This is a genomic window from Thalassoroseus pseudoceratinae, from assembly GCF_011634775.1.
Lineage (GTDB): Bacteria > Planctomycetota > Planctomycetia > Planctomycetales > Planctomycetaceae > Thalassoroseus > Thalassoroseus pseudoceratinae.
Window position 1 is genome coordinate 45,564 of record NZ_JAALXT010000007.1, and the last position, 21,930, is coordinate 67,493.

Here is a 21,930-nt window from a genome sequence, read left to right on the forward strand (position 1 = left end):
TGCATTAGAACGAACGAGAAGCAGAGGCACCTGCGGCGAGAACGAGCAAGAGAACCGGCATGCTCAGATTGACAATCCCGAGGGTCAGCCCTGTAATGGCCCGCCCACGCCCGGCAAGTTTCCCCTCGCCAGTCCTCGACATGCCGATCCCCCCGAACACGATTGCCAGCACACTCGTGACGAACCAAGCCAAGTTGGATAAAACTCCGAATAGACTGCCTCCGAGTGCGAGAAGACCAATCAAGGATGGAGCTTGTGATTCCTTGGCAATGGCGATAAACAGAAGAAAAATGGTGAAGCCTGCCAACGCCACGAGCCAGGGAGTTAAACCAAGCCACATCGCCGCTGTTGCTGCACTACTAGATAGACCGTCTTGCGAGGTCTTTCCTTGGTGAGCAGAAGTTGACAACCAATTTGCCAGCTGTGGCACTTCTTCGACCAACCGCCAATCGGGCCAACCATCTCGCCACACTTGATGTTTCGATCGCAATGTGCCTTCACGAACAAGCTGTTCCACTTTCGAGTATTGGACGGGACCAATCTCGACGTTCCCATCCGGCTGCTGGTAGAACCAAGCGCCTTCATCGTCAGGTTTGATATCGGTGTTACCAGTCGACGGTTCCTCGGGCAAATCGGCGAACTCATGGATTGGCTCGAGTGCTCGACGAGTTGCCGTCTGCGGGAAGAGTTCCGGTAGCTGGCGAGCCGGGAACCACTCTCGACGATCGACCGATAGCTGGTCCGATCGTCCCAGTCTGCGTCTTTCTCGAAGCGTGATTAGCCCCTGCAACGTGTGCGGTCCGGTTATTCGTCCTCGGCTTCGGAGGTAATATTCGCTATCTGAATCGGACATAGATTGTACTTTCTGAACGATGAGAATCCGCAAGCAGTCAACGGCAATGATTCACTCAGGCTGACCAGCGAAAACTAAACGGCCTTCTTGAACTGCCGGGGCATTAAACTGTAGCCCTGCCCCACTGGGCCCCGCGTACCCAATTGTTTTCCATCGCCCTGGTTGTCCGTCATCAGAGGCTGGGACGAGGACCCAAAGGCTGGTTTGTCGCTTCAGTCCCTCCAGTCCTTTGAGACTCCAAGACGATCCTTGAGTAGCGGAACGGCGATACATCCACGCGACGGGACGCATTTTTCGAGACATCCAATCTGGGGTTTCGGCCTTTTCCTCTACGTTGGCCCAGGCGTTAAGTAGGTCCATCGGTGTCACAGATTTCAGAAGATCGACAATCACCGGCCGCCATTGGACAACAACCCTTTCTTGCGGAGCCCACCAAGGAAGATCAAGCGGAACTTGCTTCTTTGTTAGTTTAGAGCGGATCGGTGCTAACTGCTTCGCCAATTGCTCATCGCCTTCCGCGGCCATTTCTAAAATCATGGTCACGAGCAACCATTGGATCTCAGGAAGCATCGTATCATTAGCTAGCACGTGGACAGCGGCGGTCTTAGTTTTCCCGACCCAGTTGTCTGGCGCCAATGTTTCAAAATCTTTTAATATCTTTCGGCATATTGGCACATGCGTCGCGGGAGTAAAGACAGCCGGTTCTCCCGACGATATCAAAAGTGATTTTGAACCCTTCTGTTCAAGAACTTTGACACTGTTGCCATCACGTTGAGACTTCCATGTATAGTAGCGAGTCTCACCTTGACGTAAGACATGCAAGTCGTCTTGTAAGACATCCATCGATAGAAAGTCTCGAACGGATTGTACGGAACCGTCTTCACCAAAAACCGTTTCAATCGTAGCGAGTTGTTGATCGTAGCGTTGGAGCGTTTCCTGGTACGGCTTGGTTTCAAGCCCCATTGCAAAGGAAGCAAGTTCTTCTCGCCGGGCCGCGACGACTTGAAGATCAGAGGGGTATGGGTTGTCAATCCAGTCCTGCTTGGCCTGTTGCCACTGGAAGTAGTCATCCCATAGCGGGATCTCCTCGATCGTTAGCTTAAAGTCGGCGGTCCGATAATCGTCAGGCAACGCAACGATATACGTATCCATCCGCTTTCGATAAGTCCTAAGCCAACTCGTTGGATCGCTAGCTGATTCCTGAAAATGAGCCGTCAGTGTGTTCAGCAAATCTTCACGAGTTCGGCCAGATTGGATCAACTTCTTGGTTTCCTCAAGTCGATTCTCCCACGGAGGTAACATCTGTAATTGTGCTCGCGCAAGTTGGCTTGCGTTTGACCGAATCGAAGCAATCTGATCTGAGGCGGCAGACAGTTGGTCGCTGGCTTTCTGCCAATCGTGGCTCTCAATGGCGAGCTCGGCTTCTTTGAAAGCGGTTATCAGACTGTCAGACTGTACTTGAAATTGTTCTGCCCGCTGTTCTGCTAGTTCCGAGAGTCCCGCTTGCTGTCGCCGCCGCAATCGCTCGACAAGCAATTGCTCGTCGGAGCTGGCTGCCAGTTCTCCCGCCCGTTTCCAATGGCTTTCGGAAATCGATTCAAATTGTTTGCTGTCAAGTTGGTCCGTCATCATTTGAATCAGCTGCTGCAACGCGGCTTTCCGCTCGACATCAGTCTGCTTTGCTTGTCGAATTTCATCACCGAGTCCCAGCCATTCCAACTGTTCGAATTCATACTCCTCGGTTAGATCCTGATACCGCTGCTCAGCGGATTCGAGATCTCCGTCTGCCAGCAGTCCTCGAATTGCCTCGCTTTGCTTATTCATGGCTTGGGATCGAAGCGATTGATAACCCACAAAGCCGACCAGACCGACGACCGCCAGGACTGCAAACACTGAGACGCCCACTGTGACCTGCCATCGTCGTCGCTCCCTGATTCGCAACTCAGCAAGGCGGTTTCGCGCTCGACGTTGAAGGGAATCCGGTATCTCCGCAGCGTCTACGTTCGTTGCCTCGATCAATCGTTCCAGAGTCGCGGTATCGTTCGACTGATCGTTCAGTAGCTCTTCGAGTTCATACACGAGTCCCGACAAACGCCGCGATTCTTTCTTTCGAGCCCTTTCATCGCTGACCCAGCCGAGTGCGGGTTGAACCTGTTCGATCAACGGATCATCGTTTGCCAGATTCACCTTCTTGGCGACGGCAGCCCACTGGTCAGTGAGTTGCATCGCCCAGTCAAGATCGTTCTCTGAAAGCGCCTGGTCAAGCTGGGGCGCTAACTCCGTCAGTGTCTGACGAGCTTGATTGCTCTGCAACGATGCCCCGGCCTTCGTCAATTTTTGAATGAGCGCATTCGGCACAGGAACTGACCATGAGTCATCCCGTAAGTACGCCAGCAAGTCACGGACGCGGCCAATGTTGCCTTGTTTGACGGCCTGAGCCGCTTCCTGCTGCGCGTCCTTGATGGCAACTTGTTCGAAACTATGAAGGTCTACCTCCCAAAAGTGGGTATGCGGATCGGCCTCGACAAGTTGACGCAGAATCGGTACACGAACATCCATCGGGGCTCGCGAAAGATTGACTCGTCGCCAGCGAGACAACAAATCCTCTAGAGGGGCCTGCTGAGCGTAGGCCTCTTCAAGTTCCTCCGCCCGACCGATGAGAAGGCTCTGAGGCACGGGAAGATCATAGTCGGCACATAGTTCGGCCCACAATTCTTCGTCACCCCCGAGATCCAAGTCGGAGACCAGTTCGAGAACCGGTGGCTCACTTTCGGCAAGGTGGATGGCCTCGGTACGGAGTCCATTGCGGAGCAGTTCCCCACAACGCTCCAATCGATCATTCACCTTGGCAACAAGCTCGGAATACTCCGCAGCCTGCTGCTCTAACTTCGGTGTCCGCGTCTGATCCGTTGACTGCAACACCGAAAGAATCTCTTGCGACAACTTCTGATACCGTGACATAAAGACCCGCTCCGATTCGAACTAAGCATCTCAAGCAGTAAGCAAGCCGATTGTAGTTATCGACAAACCCATAACACCTTCTATCAACACATGATTAGAGTTAGTCTGAGTCTATGATTCGGATGATGTATCCAAAATCTAGCTTTTCTTTCTCTCGCGTCGCGTCGTCTCCTTTGGTTCGTTTTCTCGAAGCTGCGGTAGACGTCGGGTTGTGTAAATTCACTTTTTGGATTGACATGCGAATCGCCCCGCCACGGATAGGCAGTTTGCTTGGATTCATTGCCATCATATCTGCTTTGAACTTCTTGTTGTATTCGTCAAACTTTCTCAGCAATTCTTCCTCGGAGTGCGCCGGTTGCCCACTATTGTTTTTCTTTGTTAGGGGAAGCCGTCCGTCAAACTGGCTCAATTGCTGATTGGCATCTACGTCATCCATTGTCAGAGCTGTCTCAAAGAAAGCGGACTCATCTCCAAAGCCATCAATTGTCGTGTATTTTCGCAACCTGCTCATCAATTCCTCAAAATCGATGGAGAAGTTAATTACACTAGCTTTTAGATCAATTGTGAGTTTGTCACGATGTTCTGAGAGAGTCTGCCCGCCTACACGACTCAAGGCATCGAAATAAAAGGTCAGTCTGCTTTTATCCGCAAGGCCAGTAAACATGCTACTGTTATTCTTTACATTCGCTTTCACAGGCTCCGCATCGTAGATCGTCCAAGAACTTTGAATTTCTAAAGGTGGGATAAACTCATCTCCCTTGGGATCAGGTATGAGCTGATATTCCCAGCGATAGCCAAATTCTCTGGAACTATCACGTTCAAGAACAATTTCTTTGGTGGTAAAAAGTGGAACGTCACCTAGGTAAACTCGACGCTTGATTCCTGCCGCTTCGACCCCCAGGAAGCACCATCGTAATTCGTCGAGAAACAATGCTTTCGTAGGCGGACTGCCGGTCAGTTTGTCAATGGTGAGTGATCCGGCATGCTCACGTTCCGGCGGTGTGATCGTTACTGTGATCGAGTTTCTATATCGTTGCGAAGACCTCACAATTTTCAACTTGAGCCCTGTAGCTTCCGATATTTCGTATCTCACTCCGTCGTCCATTTGGGGAATCCAGAAGTCCATAAGTTTGACTTCGACATCCTGTGGGAGTTCTAGCAGATCGACTGCAAACCCTTTCTCGGACAATAGTTTGTTTAGCAATTTTGAGCCGGATATCATACTCGAAATTACAACGGGTTCCGTCTTTCCACTCTTCCAACTATTGACAGATTTTCGTTTAATATCCTGTCTTTCTCTTGTGTCTATTTCTGCTTGAACTATGCGGATTCTATTGTCAACTTGAGGTCGCCATTCGGTACTAAAGCTTGACTCAATGTCGGTTTGGCCAGTGAGTACTTGCAAGATTTTCCCTAAAAGATCAACATTATATCTCACAGCCTTTAGCCGTTTCAGCTCGTCGCTGTTGGTTTCTTCGGAAGCAATCTGCTTCTCGACCCACATTGAGAAAGCTTTTTTAAGTTCTTTAAGTTCGTTTGGGGTGGACTTAAATCGTTGCTGAATGTTTTTGTCTTTAGAGATCATTGGCAAAATATCGACACCTTTTGCGAGTTTTTCTAGCAGATCGGAGGCGACATGACTCACGTCAGGTTGCTTTGGTTCCTCAGGTAATGGAACTGACGATTCCGTTCTTTGGCTCTTTTTTAGCGTAGTAGCGTTTAGATCAGTTCTGGTTTTTCCAGATTGCGTTTTTCCGTTCTTGGCTACGTCGCCCGCTTTTTTACCGTCAGTTTGAATGCTAAAGCGTGAGTACAGAACCGCAAAGGTCACAATGATCATCACCACGCTCAATGCGAGAAGCGAGAGCACCAGTTTCAGCACGCTACGTTTCTCGGTCGTTTGTGGCACATCGGTGACGCCGCGTCGGCGGCGGCTGGGGGGCGTTTTGTCGGGTGGCGTTTGGGGCGTGTCAGCGATAGGATAAGACTCGAACTCAACATCGACGCTATCCCCTGTCGCAGAAGCTGCTGGAACTGGAGGAGGCGTGCTTGGTCGTTGAGGACGGGGCTTGCCGGACTTCGTTTGTCCGGTGCGTGCCGCTTCGACCCATGGTCCGGCTGGAGGTTTGCCGAGGGGCTTGGTGAGATCAATCCGCAAATCTCGGACGAAGCGTCGTGATTCATGGGCTTCTTTGGTGCCTGTTAGGACTACCCGCCAACGACAATCCACATTTTGCAATGTGCTGTTGAGATAGGTTGTGAAGGTCGGCTCCCACCGACGGTTAGGCGGAAGGAGAGCCAGCGTCTCGGCGAAGAGACTCAAGACATCCATTCCTGATTCCGCCACTATGTAGACTTGCTGTTTCGGATGCTGGTCGAGGTGATCCAGCAACACCCCGCCCCAACCGGCATCTCCTGTAAGCTGGTGCCAATCTCGACACGGGCCGGGTCGAACAGTGGGTTGAGCGGGCGCAGGCGGCGGAAGTTGCCGGACCTGACCGTTCCAGGTCGTGATCATCGACTCGGAAAGTAAAGCCGCTGCTGGACTACTGGCGGTTTCACATTCCTGATCGGTCAGCACGAGATGATGACAGAGCTTGTTGGTTCGACCTGTATAGTCGCGACCCGCATCAGCAATCCTGGCTAGAAGATGCAGTTTCCGTCCGCTAATCGTTTGCACGAAGTGAGAATAGGCCACGGGATTCGCTGAGTCACCGGGTGCAGCCAGATGCCGATAACCACACAACCGTTCGAGCGAACTGACCAATGGAGCAGACATTCCAGCGGTGGCGGCAACCGTACAGAAACCGCTACTGCCTGGCTTCAGTCCCTTCTTGGCCGATGTGTAAATCAATTCTTGGGGCATGGCATCAGTCGCTTGATTCGGGGAGACACGAAGATATTCAGACGGGTTGGCGAGACATTAGGAGCGTCGTCGCTGCCCTACGATCGGGACAAGTCCCTTAGTCGTTCGTGCGAGAGCATAGAGCATCGGCACTGTTACCCATTGAGGCGCAGTTTCGGCCGGTCGAATCCGATCAAGACCGGTCTCAGAATCGACTTCAACGTGGGAGCCAACTGCACTCGTTGGGATGTAGATGACTTCCTTGCAGAAACTTTCTGCGGCAGCGACAATTTCCGGCGAGATCTTCAAGAGTTGTTCTCGGACCTTTGCCGAGAACTGTTCGATTCCCTTCAAATCGATTCCGTTCATTCGCTGCTCATCGTGCACGACTGTGCGAAGCGGTTCGCCCTCCGGGAAGCCACCAAGAATCGGCTCGACCCATTGATCGGCTTTGGTCAACACGACGATCAGCGGACGATCGTGCTGACCGCGTGAGGACAAACCGGCGTACCGTCGAACTCGGCTAGCGGCTTCTTGCAACACAGGTTCTTGACGGCTCAACACACGGGGCTTGCCCTCAAGATTTGCCGCTTGGCGGAAGCGGACATCTTGGAGCGGATCAAAGACGAACATCAGTGCCCGAGAGCGAGCAAGGTGTCGCGTTACAGGATTCGCCGCAGTATCAGCCCCCGGTTGGAATGACTCGCCGGCGTTGTCATAGAGGCAAACCACCCGAGCGAGTTTCTCTGCCTGTTTTGCTTGTGGATGATCGTTTCGCGGCTGTAGGGTAAATAGAAATGGTCGGGCATAGATAACGTTCTGGTTCCCGAAATTCACAGAAGCGTACAAATCGCCTTGAGTTTCCGTTTTCCGAATGAGATCACCCAGTGGAATTGACTCGGTTCCACGCGAGTTAACAAACAGGGCTTCCTCGTACTCATTGAGATGTTGATTCATCTCTGGGTCAGCATCGTTGAAGGCGAGCCGAAACTCCTCCCCGACACGTCGCCGCATTTCCCAGGTCATTGATGCTAGATAGTAGGATTTGCCACTGCCCGGCGCACCAAAGATTGATAGGAAATGTGCGGGCATCTCGAGCGAGGCACGCGGAATTTGTAAATGACAGTTCGGGCAGGCAAGCCGTAAGCAAGGAAAGCCTTTGGCATCGATTGCCTCACCTTGAACGGTGAAGCGTGTTGGCCTGAAGCGAATGGGCTGATCAGAACCAAGTTTGCTATCACCCAATAGATCGATGTGCTCTGACACAAATAGTATCTCCTCCGGTTTGCAGGCGGTCCAACAGTGTGGACAAGTCAGATTGCGGAGGATGGGGGTCGTGTTGGTAATAGTCATTGATAGCCCTTGAGTCATGAACCAGCCGACGAATTAACGTTCCGAATCGGCTCGAGGATCACTGCTCGATGATTTTTTTGGATGAATCGATCGAGTCGGTCGACTGTCTAGCGTCAAGACGGCGGCCGAGCGTGTCTATCTGATTTTGCAGCTGGCCGGCCATTTCCCTAAGCTTCTTGTCATCGGGATAATGCTGAGTCAGGGAATAGGCTTTCAGAAGCGTGTCAAATGCAGATCGTGTGTTACCCCCCGCATTCTGCTGATTAGCTCGATTCATGAGTTCCTCAACGGTACGAGTTGTTTCCGTGGGATCGGCATCAAACGATTCGCTGCGTGACTCTACCCATGACCGACCGTTTGACTCTGTATCCGTGCCGGAAACTGCTTCATCCTGACTCACTGAATGTACTGGAGAAGACGATTCTGCTAGGGGGGGTTCCGAATCGTTAGACGGCTGTTGTTCAGACGATTCGGTGGCTTCGTCGGTCGATGTCTGCTTCTCGGCTGTCGGTTCAAACTCTGTATTCAGGATCAAATATAGGAGAACGACAAGCATCAACCCTGCTGCAAGTCCGATGATAAGTCGACGGCTGATTGATATCGATTCGCGAAAATCGTTTGAAGGTACAGGAGGCACAATGAGGATAACCAGCGAGAGATTTGGCGGGAACGAAGGAGAGAGTCTGGGGAGGAGAGTACGCTTGCGTTCACGTTCTCCGATTCGGAGCATATCACACGCTGAACGTTGGTCAAGAAGTAATAGAACGTTCCGCAAAATGTGCAATAAGAAGGACACTCCAACAATTGAGAACCTAGTGTTCCCTAGTGTGACATGAGTGTATCTACTAGGCTGGATCTGTGCACTGGGCGGCGTTCCCACGACCGTCTGTAGTAATCTTCAAGTTAGCGAACGGATTCGTCCATTTCGTTGCTCAACCGGATGTCCGAACTATTGCGTTTTAGGCTAGGTTCACACTAATTCTTTACTTGCAATACCAAGAGTCTTGAGTCCAACTTCAATCAACCGCTCCCGCGAAACCGGATTGTAATTGAGCGATATATGAGATCAACGTTCGCCATGATGGGTAGACGCCATCTTGCTGATGCCAGAACATCTCTCCGGCCATTCCTGTCAATTCAGCGTACTCGAACCGAATACTCGGCATCCCATGAAAAGCCAATCTATCAGCATTGCCTACAGAGTCTTTTTTGCGTTCATGTTGTAATTTTGAAACGGCTTTCGCTTCTATGAACAACGGTCCGGGGGGTATGACGTTGTGGGTGTGCTGATCACTTCAATGTGCGCCGTGACACGACTATGTAGGTCGAGACCCGCCGTATGCTGCGAATACGAGATTCATTGAAAGACGTTTCAGGAAGGTCACTGCCAAGTGTTAGAGTTCTTTGGCGGTATGACCACAACGGATGGAAGGAAAACCGACACTAGTGGACTATCAACCGCTCTGCCATCCCTGCACGGAATAGATTGACAACGTGCGAGGCAGGTTCCGCCGGAAAGGAACATCGGGGAAAAGGTCACATGACGGAGGGGGCGGCGAGTATTACAAGAGGTACGGCTTGAATCACGTCTTCCCTCTAATAGATGGGAAGGGGGCATTGAAAAAGCTTGAGTGAGATGAGCCGCAATTGTCATTTCTTGTAATGTGTAGTGGCTCACCGGTATGCTGGGAACATCGCATGGTCACTCTCGGACTCAAAAGGAGAAATCAGATGTTCCGTTTACCGTCGAGGCATATACTGAGTATCGGTGCTGTCATATTGGCCTTGAGGATGCTCTTCGGACCCCTGCAGTTCACTCCGGTCCAGGCAACCGCTGATGAAATGGGCAAACACGGAACAACGGCTGCGGGAAAAGGACAGTTCCACTTCGTTGACCTGGCAAAACAGACGAATCAAGCGCTTTCAGAGGACTTCCACGGCTATGAGGGCAACAACCTGAAACCTCTCCCACGGGGGAAACAATAATTCGCCAAGATTCCATTTCACGTCGGCGATGGCATGATTCAATTGGCTGGGAAACGTGCTCCGGAGTGGCCAGATTCTGTGGAAGGAATCCCCGTCGGCAAGAAGGCAACGCACATCCATTTTCTTCATGGAACAGGCTGGGGTTCCCCGGGCGTTGCTGACGGGACCGTCCTCGGACACTATAAGGTACATTACGAGGACGACACGTCGAAGCAGGTTCCAATCGTGTATGGCGAGGACCTCCGCGACTGGTGGCAACTCGGTGATACCTCCAAAGCCTCGCGTGCTGAGATTGCTTGGACCGGCGTCAACGATGCCTCCAAGGACTTCCGAGGACAGCGTGTCGAGCTAAGATTGTTCGTGCGGAGTTGGGAAAACCCGAAACACGATGTCAAGATCGATAGCATTGACTTCGTGTCTCTGAACAACACGGTTTCCTCGCCATTCAATATCGCCATGACGCTAGAGAATCGTCCGGACGAGAAGGAAGCGATCATGTCTTTGCGGCAGCACAAGGCGTTCGTCGAAATCGGGGACGATGGCCATGCCTTCTCCGTGACCCTGTCGACACGCCGGGCAAATCACGAAACGCTTAGCCCTCTTTCGAACCTATCGCACCTGCAACGGTTGGACTTGAGCAACAATCATTTGGATGACGACGAGTGGCAACTGCTCGCTCGGGTCGCAGGAGTCCAGTCGCTTTCGCTCAACCGTACGAACACCACCAATGCCACGCTGGCCACGTTGACAGAATGGTCGAGTCTGGAACGCCTATGGCTGTATGACACGGATGTGACTGATGCTGGACTCGAACACCTCAGCAAGTTGTCTGCCTTGAAAGAGTTGGATCTTTCTCAAACCGCTGTCTCCGATGCAGGAATCGAGAAGCTTGCGTCGCTTGAGCACTTGGAGAAGCTCGATCTTCGCCAAACGAAAGTCACGCGGCGGGGCGTCGAACGACTCAAACAAAAACTTTCGATGTGCCAGATCAAACACTAAACATCCCTGGAGATAACCTCCCCTCTAACAGAATACGGCTACCCTTTGCCCTGCTAGTCTCTCCTAAGGATTTCATGTTACATCGGGCGGCATTCTCTAAGGCGATGCTAGTACCTGGAGGGACTTATTACACAATTACTCCTTCGTTGGATCCGGTCTTTCTTCATTAACGACCAAAAGATGGTCGTTCACGTGCCTCCGGGTTTCATCTGGAAGTTGACTGGTTCCATGTCTGATCCAATACGAACTTCCTGCATGTCGACCGCTTTGCCGTCGGTCGAGACGACAACCTTGGCCATTCCCGGTTCGCAACCATTGATTCGATATTCAACGTTGGCATTGGTGGTCGCTTTGCGGATGTCGTTGAAGAACTTCCTTCGCAGCAGAGCCCCGGCAATCGGTTCTCCTTCGCTATCCGCGACTCGCCCCATGACCGTCAGGCCGGGAGTGAGCTCGATTGGTTTGCTGGGTTTCTGTTCCAGCGAAACTTCAAACTCGCTTCGCACCAACGAGAGCCGTTTGGGCTTAAACTCAGGGTGATCGATCTCGACCCAGACATCCGACTTCGAAGCGGGCACATGATTGAATCGCCAGCGGCCCTCGGCATCCGTCTTGACTCGCCGACCGATTGCGAATTGGCTTAGATCGCCCGGCCGCTTTTTGTATTCCACCGAAGGACGCACCTCGGCCCCCTCAATCGGCTGGCCTTTGCCGTTGACGATCACACCGCCGACCGACCAACCGGCGTCCAGCTGAGCGGTGAATTGTGTCGGCAGCAACGGCAATTCGAGAACCAACCGACCGTGTTCGTCGGTCTGCATGAACAGTCCGTACGTCGAAGCCTTCAGAAATTTTCCAACCTGCACGTGCTCGTGCCGTTGGCTTCGGATCGCTTCGCACCTCCACCGTTGCCTGCGGCACTGGTTTTCCATCCGGTCCATGAACCACCGGTTCAAATGGTTTCTGCAAATTCGGTTGTCGAACCTCGTTGTCGTCCTGGATCGTGCTTGCATCGTCTGCCGTGGCCAAGTCGAACTTTGACTGCCCAAGCACGGGACTCGCCAGGGCAATTGCGATGGCAGCGATCAGTGCGAAAATGCTGCCCTGCGAGAGTCCCAACGGCTTGCGGATTGGTTCGCCGAATAGGTGAGTGATGCGGCGACGAAGTTCCGAGGGCGAGCGATTGGCGGCGAGTGTGAGGAGTTCGTCGGTCCGGGAATTTCGCGGACATTGACTCAATTCGGCCACTCGCAATAGAGCAGATGCATAACGAGAGCGGACCGTGGTGTCGGATTCTGTCGTCGCACGATAGGTCGCTTCATCGCAGCAGAACTCCCGCATGACGCTGATCCGTCGACTGAGAAACCACACGGCCGGATCAATCCGACAACGAATGGATCGTTTTGCTGCGTGTTCCTAGCAGCAACGGGTCGTCCCTTGTCAATGTCCGATTCTCGCTTGAAATAGCGAATCCATTCGCTAATTGCTGACGGAGGCGACAGATGCCCGAAGATATTGAACCCGGTGACGTAGAACTGAAGATCCTACAGGAATTGTGGAGTCAGCCAGGGTCCACGGCTCGAGACATTCACAATGCGGTGCACGCACAACAGGGCAAGAATTACTCCACGACGGTCAAAATGTTGGCTGTCATGCAGGGCAAAGGACTCGTACGCAAGGATGAGAGCGTTCGGCCTCAAACATTCTTTGCTGCCGTTACGCGGAAGCGAGCGCAGAAAGGATTGGTAACGCGTCTGATGCAAAAAGCGTTCGACGGGTCCGCCATTTCCTTGGCTATGCAAGCGTTGACGGCGTCTCGGCCCTCAAAGGAAGACCTCGAAGAAATTCGACGGTTGATCGACAAGCTGGAGGAGAAGCAATGAGCGATTTCTCGAACCACATGGTCGTTCAAGCACTCGGTTGGATGCTGGTGCATTCCCTTTGGCTGTTGCTGATTCCGGCCGTTGTGTTGGCATTGGTGTTGCTGACGCTGCCCACTTCCTGGTCGAGGAGTCGGTATTTCGCCGGAGTGGTGACGCTCTTGTTAATAGCTGTCATCCCAGCCGCATCGCTGCGTTGGATCGATGTGGATGAACCGTCGCAGCAGGATGATCTGACCGACCCAGCGATAGAAACCGCTGACGCGAATCCCGGTGACGTGACCGACTTGATCTCCTCGGAGTTCGCTTCTGAAATCAACGTGTTCGAGGACGCTCCGGAAACATCACTAGCCAGTCCTATGCCGACTGAGTTGCAGATTCCGTCACCGTCACCCGATGACGATGACGTTAAGGCGACAGTCTTGAACGTAACACCTGCGGAGACGACAGACCGGAATGGCAATCGGGTGACGGAAGCGGTGCAGCCCGTGATTGCAGAAACTCAAGATGTCCCGGCCCTGGCCGATCGTGTGCGTCCTTGGTTGCCTTGGCTTGTTGTCGCGTGGTTTGTCGGTGCATTGTTGATGACATCGAGACTGCTAGCCGGATGGCGGACGGCTCGGAGATTGAGAAAGGCCGGTCAGTCACCCGTTCCCGACGCGATCCAAAACATGTTCGTTGAGTTGCGTGCGTCGATCGGAGCCTCCCGGGCCGCACGAGTGGTTCAGTCGGCGTTGGTGAAAGTTCCCTCCGTCGTGGGGCACTTTCAGCCGATTGTGCTGCTGCCGATCTGTGCGGTTATGGGTTTGAACGAACGACAATTGCGAGCCATCCTGGCCCACGAACTGGCTCACGTCAAACGCTATGACTACGCGGTGAACGTGCTGCAGACGGTCATCGAGACAGTTCTGTTTTATCATCCGGCGATGTGGTGGGTGTCGCGAATCATCCGGACCGAACGAGAACACTGTTGCGACGACATCGCATTGTCCGTTCAATGCGAACCCGCTGAGTTGGCCCGGGCGTTGGTGGCGGTGGATGCGGTCAGGCTGGCAGAGCCGACGACATCGTTCAGCGACGTGCTGGTATCCGCCGCCGATGGTGGAAACCTACTCCGACGCATCCGTCGGATTTCCGGAGAACCCGATCGCAGACTCCCATCGCGACGATCATGGATTGCAGGGCTCGTTGTGCTGTCGCTGCTGGCTGCGGTCGCCAGCGCTTCCATGTTGGTCAGCAATGCGGATGAGAACACAGCGGAGGCGAATCCGCCTGCTGTCGAACCAGACGTCGGAACACTATCAGCAGACGACGCAGCGGATCCGTCGTCGTCACGAACTCAGCCAGGCCGGATCGAGTTCGCCAACGGTTACTTCATCGAACTCTCGGCCATCGGTGATTACGTCAAATTACAGGCGGAAAACGATGATGAGTCCAAAGGCGAGAGCAACGATACGGACAGCACACCGAGGCTTTGGAACACCCACGGCGAAGCTGTCAGCAAACCGTTAAATGGTGTTCAATCGACCTATTCAGTTGGTGATAATTTCATCGGACGCAAGTTCTACGTTCACGCAGGGCTGCCGGAAGGCTCGCAAATCGAGTTGCTAGTCGACGGCAAAAAGATCAGCGGAAACACGACTTCGCCGCGAGCGGGTCATCCGTTGGACATTCGAGCCAGTGTGGTAGCAGAACTGCCGGAGGATCGGCGAAGTGTCGATGTCGTTGTTGAACTCAAACTCCCTGCTTGGCAAACTCTCGCGGCGTTCGACTTTGCGGGCGGCGTCAACAACGGGATTCGGCTGGACTGGGAACAGAAAATCAGCCCGGAGACGAAATACACCGCCACAGGAAACTTCCGGGGAGCCGATGCCGATGACCTGCGAATTGTGGCGCTCGATCGCGCTCATCAAGTGCTGAAACCGTCGGGGCATTGGCGTGGTGAAAATCCGCTGAAGATTGGTGCTCACTTTCCCAACGAAAACGGTCGACCGAATTTTGTGTCCGTGCAGAGACGACTTCCATCTCGAAAAATCGTGTTCCGCAACGTGCCGTTGCATCCCGATAGTGAATCAGGCCAAAAGACTTTCTCGATTGAAATTGACGGGGTGAATCCCGACACAAAAGAAAAGAACTTCCCACCGCCTTCACTGACAACGTTGCTCCACGAACCACGCCAACCGATGCAAGTCGAAGATCCCGATATGGGCATGCTGACTCTACGCGGGTTGCGGAAGTTCGGTAGCCACGATGGCGGCTGGTCCGCTGACGGAACACCGAATCTGCAACCGATGCCGGACACTCCGTGGGCCGGTCGAGAAACAAGTGACATTGAGGGCAAGCAGCATTTGGAGGCCGTCTTCGAAATGCATCCCGAGCAAGGAACCCAGGTGACGAACGTCCGGGTTCGCCCGGATGATGCGCGAGCCACAACGGCGTGGCAACCGATTCAACCGCCTAACGGCGAGGCTAGTTTCCTGCAAGTGGCGTCATCGCTACGGATCTTCGACGATCGGGAAACGGACGATTTCACCGTGCATGTCAGCACGGACGACTGGCAAGACCCTGTGACGATTTCCGTCTCGCCCACCCCGGACGATTTCGAATTCGGTCGAGCGGCGTATTACCGTCTGGATGACAACTCGCAGACGATCGCGTTCCGCACCGATGATCCGAGCGAACCCGATAAAGATGGGAAGTCTCGGCAGCGTTTCGTTGTCATTCAACCGAACGAGGTCAACGGCGTGGTGCGAATCTCGGCTGTCACCGAGGACGGTCGAAAAATCGACGGCCGAATGAATTCGTTCTCCACCCGCCGCATGTTCATTCACTTCGACGCGGTCGGCGATGCGAAGATCAAATCACTCGTGGTGCAGTTGCCAACGACTCATACGTTTGTCTTCCGCAACGTCAGCATGTGGAAAAACCTCGGCACGCGGCCGTTTGTCGAGCGGGAATCGTCGGACAATCCGTTGGTTGCCGCGAATGTGCAACCGAGCCGCGTATTTCGTCAGACAGACGGAACGCTGATCTCGGAAAATGGCGAGGCTGTGGTCATCAAAGCTGTTCAGGAGATCGAGCGTCGTGGCGGACGGCTACGATTCGATGCCGAGGACGAATCTCCAACCGGCGAGCGGCTGGCGTATCTGACGGAAGTTCGCTGGGAAGGCTTCGCCGATGACGAGACGCCGTTGTTGCAAGCACTGTCCGGACTCAACCGGGTGAAACTCGCCACCGACCACTTAACAAACGACGGGCTGACGTCGATCGAACACATGACCGGATTGCAACGTCTTACCATCGCGCACACATCGAAACTGACCACGAAGTGCCTGCGTTCGATCGGCAAACTCACGGCACTCCGCGAACTGACGATTCCCGGCACATTGATGCCCGACGATGACGGCTATCATTCGGACGACTTCGATCATCTCGCGAACCTGACGAAGCTGGTCAAATACGAACCGATGAACTGGCGGCTGGATGACGCCGGTCTGTGGTGTCTCCGAAACGCCAAGAATTTGGAGATGGTTTACACGTTCGGTCCGGAAGTCACGGATGTGGGATTCGCGGCATTGGCCGGCAAACCGAAACTTGGTGTCATCCACCTGCACGAAACGAAAATCACTGATGTCTCCTACAAGCTGCTGGAAAACCACCCCAAACTGTATTGGCTCCAATGCAGCAGTCCGCACCTGACAGACGCGGCGATCGATTCGGCCATCACGATCCGCAACCTACGTGACCTACATTTGTACGGATCGAAAGTCACCGACGCGGGTGTCGAGCGGCTGATCGCAGCGGTCCCGAAGCTGCCGAACCTGCGATTGGTTAACTTGAGCAATACGCAGGTTAGCCAGGCGGTGGCCGACAAACTACGTTCCGCCCGGAAAGGACTACGGGTGCTCGGCGGTGTGGACGATGCACCGGCTTCCGAAGACAAAACGAACGAAAAAACTGATGAAGCCAATGCCGCGGCGGTCGACACCAAACAGAAGACTGTCGCCGACGGATCGTCGCAAGTTCAAGCGGCAGCACCGACCGATGTTCCTTGGCCGGTGGAACGGTTCAAGTCATTCGCGGACTATCCGCCCAGCGGCAGTGGCATCCGCGTGAAGATTAATGACCGTCGCTGGATCGAGCTCAATTCACTCGCCAACGCGGGTCGAAAAATCGGCGAGCGTGAACTCAAAATGTTCTGGCAGCCGGATGGCACGCTGATCGATCCGCCGGACGATTTCGACCCGCTCGCGTTGGTGCCGCGTCCTGAGGATGGCCGAATGCCAAAAGTCAATCGGGAAGCCGCTTTGCAAATCGTTGCGCCGCAAGGTTCTCGGTTTGCACTCAATAGCGGTGGCGGTAGTGGCAGTTACGGCAACTTCAGTGTGCCAGTGAATGAAGACTTTGTTCAATTTCCGATTCAGTACGTGATTGCGTGGCTCAACGACAATCATACGTACATTGAAGCGAAGGTAACCGATGGCACGTGGGAGGACCTTCCGATTGCTGGTGGGAACGGCGTGCAGGTTGTCGTTTTCGAAGAAGCTCGCCGCGTGATCGTCATCGCCGATCGTCCGCAAGATTTCGCATGGCAAGTGAGAGCGCAGGGCGGGGACGACGATCCGGTGGTTCGCGATCCATTCATCAACGGAGTGGAATGGGACAGCGGCTTCCTCAACGATTTCCGGGACAAACTGCCCGCGTTCCCGCCCGGACATGAAGCCACGCTATTCGCATTCGACAAAAACAAGCCCATGCCCAAAATGCTCGCCTTGCAGCGGAGCGAATACGACGTCGTTCGCTTCGACAATCTGGCGGTATTCCCCGGGCCGAAGTCTGCGGTGAAAGTTAGCGTCAACGGATTGCCGGTGTCTAAGGCGGATCGGCTCACATTCAGCGACCCGGACGATACGCCGCCCATCGTTCCTCCATCAGCGACGCGGAAGAATGACGGCATCATCGAGTTGGAGGGAACCGTCGTCGATGCGAATGGGGATCCGGTCAAGGACTGCTGGGTTGGTATGTTTGTCGAGCCGCAGGATTACTACGGAGGCAAGACGGATGCCCCCGCGTTCGGACCGCGTTCGCGGTTTGTGTTTGAAGCCACGACCGACCCGAATGGTCGCTTTCTCATGGTCGTGAACAAGGATCACTTCGTGTTCGAAGGGAGTTTTTGGGCCATTCACGAAGACGGTACATCGGGCACGCTGCGGATGAATTGCACGTGGCCCCATTTGCAAAAGAATCTCAACCTCAAATTGGTCGATGCCATTGGCAAAGTGAAGATCGTCGATCCGGATGGGCAACCGGTCGTCGGAGCCGAAGTGACCCCGGAATCGTTTAGTAAGCCGCGGAGTGTGCGGAACGTCCTTCCGGCAAGGGTCCGACAAAAGCTCGTCGAGACGACCGACGAAACCGGAACGGTCGAGTTTCTCGGATGGCCGTCAGCGGGAATCCGCGGTGTCAGTGTCAAAACCGATGCTTACGGCACACAGTATCTCAGTGGCGGATTGGCATCGCAGTGGGTGAAGGATGACGAAACGCTGAAGCTGACGTTGCAACCGACGGCTTCGTTGACCGGGCGTGTGAATGGGTTCGATGCCCAACGCGACGCCGGTTTGCAACTGCAAATTCTCACTGAAGCGTGGGGCGGTCCGAAACCGCCGATGTATGGACGTGCGATTGTCGAAATTGCCGAGGATGGTTCTTTCACCGTCCCGCAGATCGCAGCGGGTCGGGTGAAGTTGGCCTCATCGCTGAGTCCGGAGTCCAAACGGAAAATCCGCTTCGACTACGTGCCGGAACTGAAGGCGGGTGAAGAACGTGTTATTACCCACAACCCAGAGATCGTCCGTGGAGTTCGAGTTCGTCAGCGGTTGGTCAAGTCGGACACGGGCGAGGGGTGCTCTGGAATTAGACTGCGAATTCTATGGGGTGATGCGGCCAAGGGGGGTGGGTCTTGGAACTCCAGCAAGCCAACGATGACTGATGAGGAAGGCTGGTGGGAGGCCACCGTCTTGCCGGGCACAATCAACGCTCGCATCAGCGGGCTTCCGGATGGCTACCGAGGGACCGCATGGTTTGATGGTCGCAACGGGTACCTGGGCGTCAAACATGTCATCCCCGCGACGGACAAAGTCGTGACGCTGCCTCCGGAACGCTACGTTCCCGCAAAAGAAATGAATGGTCGTCTATTGTTGCCGGACGGGAGTCCGGCGGTTGATTGGAGCGCTTACGGCCACTCAATTTCGTGGGACGACGTCGGCGTGGGCGGAGTCCACACCGACAGGAACGGCGAATTCACCTGGACATATCCCGTCGGTTATCCACCGCGACTCTTCGAGGTCAGCAATCGAAAGTGGCTGACTGAACATAACTTCGAAGACAACAAGGCGTATCCGAAAATCGTGTCAAAAAATCCGCTCGTGCTACAGGTACCAAAACAAGAACTAGAGTAACTCCCACACCTCGTCTTCACGAACATGAAAGCCGGTCAACGGAACAAAACAATATACGGTATCGTCGGCATCCAAGATCGTGTCCCTCGCGGACGCGCGGATTGAAACCACCAAACCACCATGGCCGTCAAGACCGACGCATGGTCTGACGACGGCGGATTTTGTCGTCGTGCCGACTCGATCGACACATATTTCGCTGAACGGTCTCCCTCGGACTTTTTCGCTGATCGACCAGGTTCGGGACGTCAGCGGAACCGGACGACCGGCGGTTCTCGGTCTCTTGCTCAATGCCACCAATAAGACCCACCAACAATATCGATCGATCGTCAAACCGGTCGTCGAAGCTTCAACCGATGGATCACTTCCACCGTTCTTCGGGAACCGTGAGGGGACGATTCGGCTTCATGCTGCGACCGCTCGGGCGAACCAAGATCGCCATGGTTACATCCGTTGTGGGGGAGTCGTCACAGTCCAAATCCCAGATCACCACACACGCCATCGCCGCGACTAGCAAACGTCTCACCGCTGTGCTGTTGTCAATGCTTGAGTTCTTGGTCGTGACTTTTGATTAGTTTGAAGAAAGACTCGCGACTCCCGGCGCTCTCGAAGCCATCCAGGAAGCGAATCAATCGCCGAAGGAGTTTCTACAGCGACACGTCACAGGCGACTGGGGTGAGGTCGATGATGAGGATGCCCGGGAAAATGAACACGCCCTGCAACACGGCGAACGCATCGTTTCGGCATACCGAACGGCCCGCGAGGTGAAACTGTGGGTCATCACGGAAGCCGATCGGTTCGCGACGACGATCTTGCTGCCTGACGAATACTGACTCAATCGGATCGCGCAATTCGACCACTAGGTAGCTACTTCTGTTGGACTTAATCGACGGATTGCGGCAGCCAATCGGGCACGCTTCGACGTAGAGTTGTACGCCAGTCAGATAGTGTTGCCCGGAATTGCTCGGTCTCTTTCGGATATTTTTCTTCGACCTCTTGCATATCCCGATAGTACGAACTCGCACCCAATGGGGGGGACAATTCATACAAATGTTGTATGGAAATCAGCGGTTTGTCATGCCACAGATTTACGGTGACAAACAATTCGCGAACCGAAAAATGGTCGAGTTCCTTGAACCGCGGATCACGAATAATCGTGGCCACGAGTTGTTTCACATCCTCTCCAGCCGCACCTTGGAGTGGTAGGTGTTGAATTCGACGCGGTTCGCCATGTTCATCAAGTAGCCATTTTTCTTCTCGTGTTACTGCCCGCAGAAACTTCGAACGAGAGTTCGGGTAGGAGCTGGCCTCAACTGGTAGGGAATAAAACCAATTGACCAGAAAGGGAGTCTGCGCGCGACCGGCGATGTCCCACATGGCAATTGACAATTCGGCTTGGCGATCGTAATAGAATCGGCGATCGAACAATTTGTAGCTGGATTTGAGCCACTCAACGCCCTTTTCTGGTTGCAGTCGAGCCGCTGCGGTGATCCACCGCTGGTCCATGCTTCCAGGTGCGGCTCCGGCGCGGGCAGCCTGTTTCCAATCCTCATTGATTCTAAACAGTTCTTCCGCATGCTTGGAATCAAGCAAATCCGTGGCATGCGTGAGAAGGAAGACCGCGATCGGTGTCAAGAACCGTGTTTGGCGTGACGATTGAAGGTCCGGGTCGCTCGATGGGGGGCTCCGACGCAACACATCCATCCAAACAGCCGAGCCGATTTGCTTCGCCTGGTCGACAAGAGCCGCCTCTGTGATGAAGGCATCGGGAACGTCACCAATGGGCCAATCTTCGGCCAATGCCATCAAAACAATAGTTCGCTCGGGTTCAGGAACTTCATCGATTTGTCGACGAACGGCCCGGATGCGATCCATCCGGTGACTTGGAATTGGTGACGTTGATTGCGTCGCGCGGGCCAGACGGACGGCGAACCAACTTGTGCACCAGGTTCGATCCTTACGGCGTTGCCAATAGTGATCGAAGCCGGGGTTGTTTCTCGAACCGGTAATCCCGTAGCCATATCCTGCCTTTCTGAGATAGAAATCCACAGCCTGCTTAGCCACGTCGCCGACGGTTTGTGGTTTTGTCGGCATCGGTTCCGGTTTCGGTGGCAAAAAGGTGGCGGGCATCGCAACAGGCAATGGACAGGGAAACGTCAACTCCTTGTCATCGGCCAAAGGTACCAAGTGAGGCAAGACACTTGGATTCTCGGTGGCGAACAGTGCGACGACCGCCAGCGACCGCACTTTTGGGTCTTCATGTTCCAACAACGGAATTAACTCCGCAATCAGATACTTCTCGTTGAGCAATTTCTTGAGAGGCTGAATCCGTTCGGCAATGGCTGGTTGCGGAAACATGACCACCGGGCGCAGCCTTCGCACATTGGATGGAAATCGATCGTACAACCATTGGGACGGATCGAGCGTCTGAATTTCCGCCGCTGTCGCCTCGAAGGCATTGAGCATCTGCTGGCGGGAGGAGGGTTTATCTTCCGCGGCATGGGTATAAAGCGGACCCGACACAGCCCACGCCACCAGACTAGCCACGAAGACATGGTTGAAACGAACCAACAGGTCCCCTCCTTGGTGAAGAAGTAA

13 protein-coding genes are annotated in these 21,930 nt (G+C 54.0%); 4 read left to right on the plus strand and 9 right to left on the minus strand.

What is annotated here, in order from left to right; genetic code table 11:
• Nucleotides 1-4 precede the first annotated feature (4 nt).
• The 5 genes from G6R38_RS22875 to G6R38_RS22895 all read right to left on the minus strand — a co-directional run bounded on the left by G6R38_RS22875 (nt 5) and on the right by G6R38_RS22895 (nt 8,568).
• Nucleotides 5-853, minus strand: coding sequence for a GYF domain-containing protein (locus tag G6R38_RS22875; protein WP_166831114.1), 849 nt, complete (start codon nt 851-853; stop codon nt 5-7).
• A gap of 51 nt (nt 854-904) precedes the next feature.
• A complete protein-coding gene (locus tag G6R38_RS22880) occupies nt 905-3,814 on the minus strand; it encodes a coiled-coil domain-containing protein (RefSeq protein WP_166831115.1) in 2,910 nt (969 codons plus the stop codon).
• Between the two features lie 100 nt (nt 3,815-3,914).
• A complete protein-coding gene (locus G6R38_RS22885) occupies nt 3,915-6,680 on the minus strand; it encodes a GAP1-N2 domain-containing protein (RefSeq protein ID WP_166831116.1) in 2,766 nt (921 codons plus the stop codon).
• 57 nt (nt 6,681-6,737) lie between these two features.
• Entirely contained in the window at nt 6,738-7,925 is a 1,188-nt protein-coding gene (locus tag G6R38_RS22890) for a hypothetical protein (RefSeq protein ID WP_166831117.1), read from the minus strand.
• A 145-nt stretch (nt 7,926-8,070) separates the two neighbouring features.
• Nucleotides 8,071-8,568 carry a hypothetical protein gene (locus G6R38_RS22895; RefSeq protein ID WP_206028692.1) on the minus strand — a complete coding sequence of 166 codons (498 nt, stop codon included), beginning with the start codon at nt 8,566-8,568 and terminating at the stop codon, nt 8,071-8,073.
• A gap of 1,463 nt (nt 8,569-10,031) precedes the next feature.
• Here G6R38_RS22895 and G6R38_RS22900 point away from each other — a divergent pair.
• Nucleotides 10,032-10,997, plus strand: a complete 966-nt coding sequence (locus G6R38_RS22900; protein WP_166831119.1) for a leucine-rich repeat domain-containing protein — start codon at nt 10,032-10,034, stop codon at nt 10,995-10,997.
• Nucleotides 10,998-11,185: 188 nt separating this feature from the next.
• Here the strand turns inward: G6R38_RS22900 and G6R38_RS22905 are convergent, their stop codons facing one another.
• Together G6R38_RS22905 and G6R38_RS27890 are read right to left on the minus strand one after the other, a co-directional pair.
• On the minus strand, nt 11,186-11,776 hold the full coding sequence (locus G6R38_RS22905; protein ID WP_206028693.1) for a carboxypeptidase-like regulatory domain-containing protein: 591 nt from the start codon (nt 11,774-11,776) through the stop codon (nt 11,186-11,188).
• On the minus strand, nt 11,691-12,236 hold the full coding sequence (locus tag G6R38_RS27890) for a hypothetical protein (protein ID WP_206028694.1): 546 nt from the start codon (nt 12,234-12,236) through the stop codon (nt 11,691-11,693). The genes G6R38_RS22905 and G6R38_RS27890 overlap by 86 nt, the downstream gene beginning before the upstream one ends.
• Nucleotides 12,237-12,499: 263 nt before the next feature.
• On the opposite strand from G6R38_RS27890, the gene G6R38_RS22910 reads away from it, so the two are divergent.
• The 3 genes from G6R38_RS22910 (at nt 12,500) to G6R38_RS22920 (ending at nt 19,846) form a co-directional block, all read left to right on the plus strand.
• Nucleotides 12,500-12,880: a BlaI/MecI/CopY family transcriptional regulator gene (locus tag G6R38_RS22910; protein ID WP_166831121.1), complete on the plus strand. Its 381-nt coding sequence runs from the start codon at nt 12,500-12,502 to the stop codon at nt 12,878-12,880.
• A complete protein-coding gene (locus tag G6R38_RS22915) occupies nt 12,877-19,335 on the plus strand; it encodes a M56 family metallopeptidase (RefSeq protein ID WP_166831122.1) in 6,459 nt (2,152 codons plus the stop codon). The genes G6R38_RS22910 and G6R38_RS22915 overlap by 4 nt, the downstream gene beginning before the upstream one ends.
• A 169-nt stretch (nt 19,336-19,504) precedes the next feature.
• A complete protein-coding gene (locus tag G6R38_RS22920) occupies nt 19,505-19,846 on the plus strand; it encodes a hypothetical protein (protein ID WP_166831123.1) in 342 nt (113 codons plus the stop codon).
• 133 nt (nt 19,847-19,979) lie between these two features.
• Here the strand turns inward: G6R38_RS22920 and G6R38_RS22925 are convergent, their stop codons facing one another.
• Nucleotides 19,980-20,192 carry a hypothetical protein gene (locus tag G6R38_RS22925; RefSeq protein ID WP_166831124.1) on the minus strand — a complete coding sequence of 71 codons (213 nt, stop codon included), beginning with the start codon at nt 20,190-20,192 and terminating at the stop codon, nt 19,980-19,982.
• Nucleotides 20,193-20,214: 22 nt separating this feature from the next.
• Complete coding sequence (locus G6R38_RS22930) at nt 20,215-21,903, minus strand: HEAT repeat domain-containing protein (RefSeq protein ID WP_166831125.1); 1,689 nt, start codon at nt 21,901-21,903, stop codon at nt 20,215-20,217.
• Between the last annotated feature and the right edge of the window lie 27 nt (nt 21,904-21,930).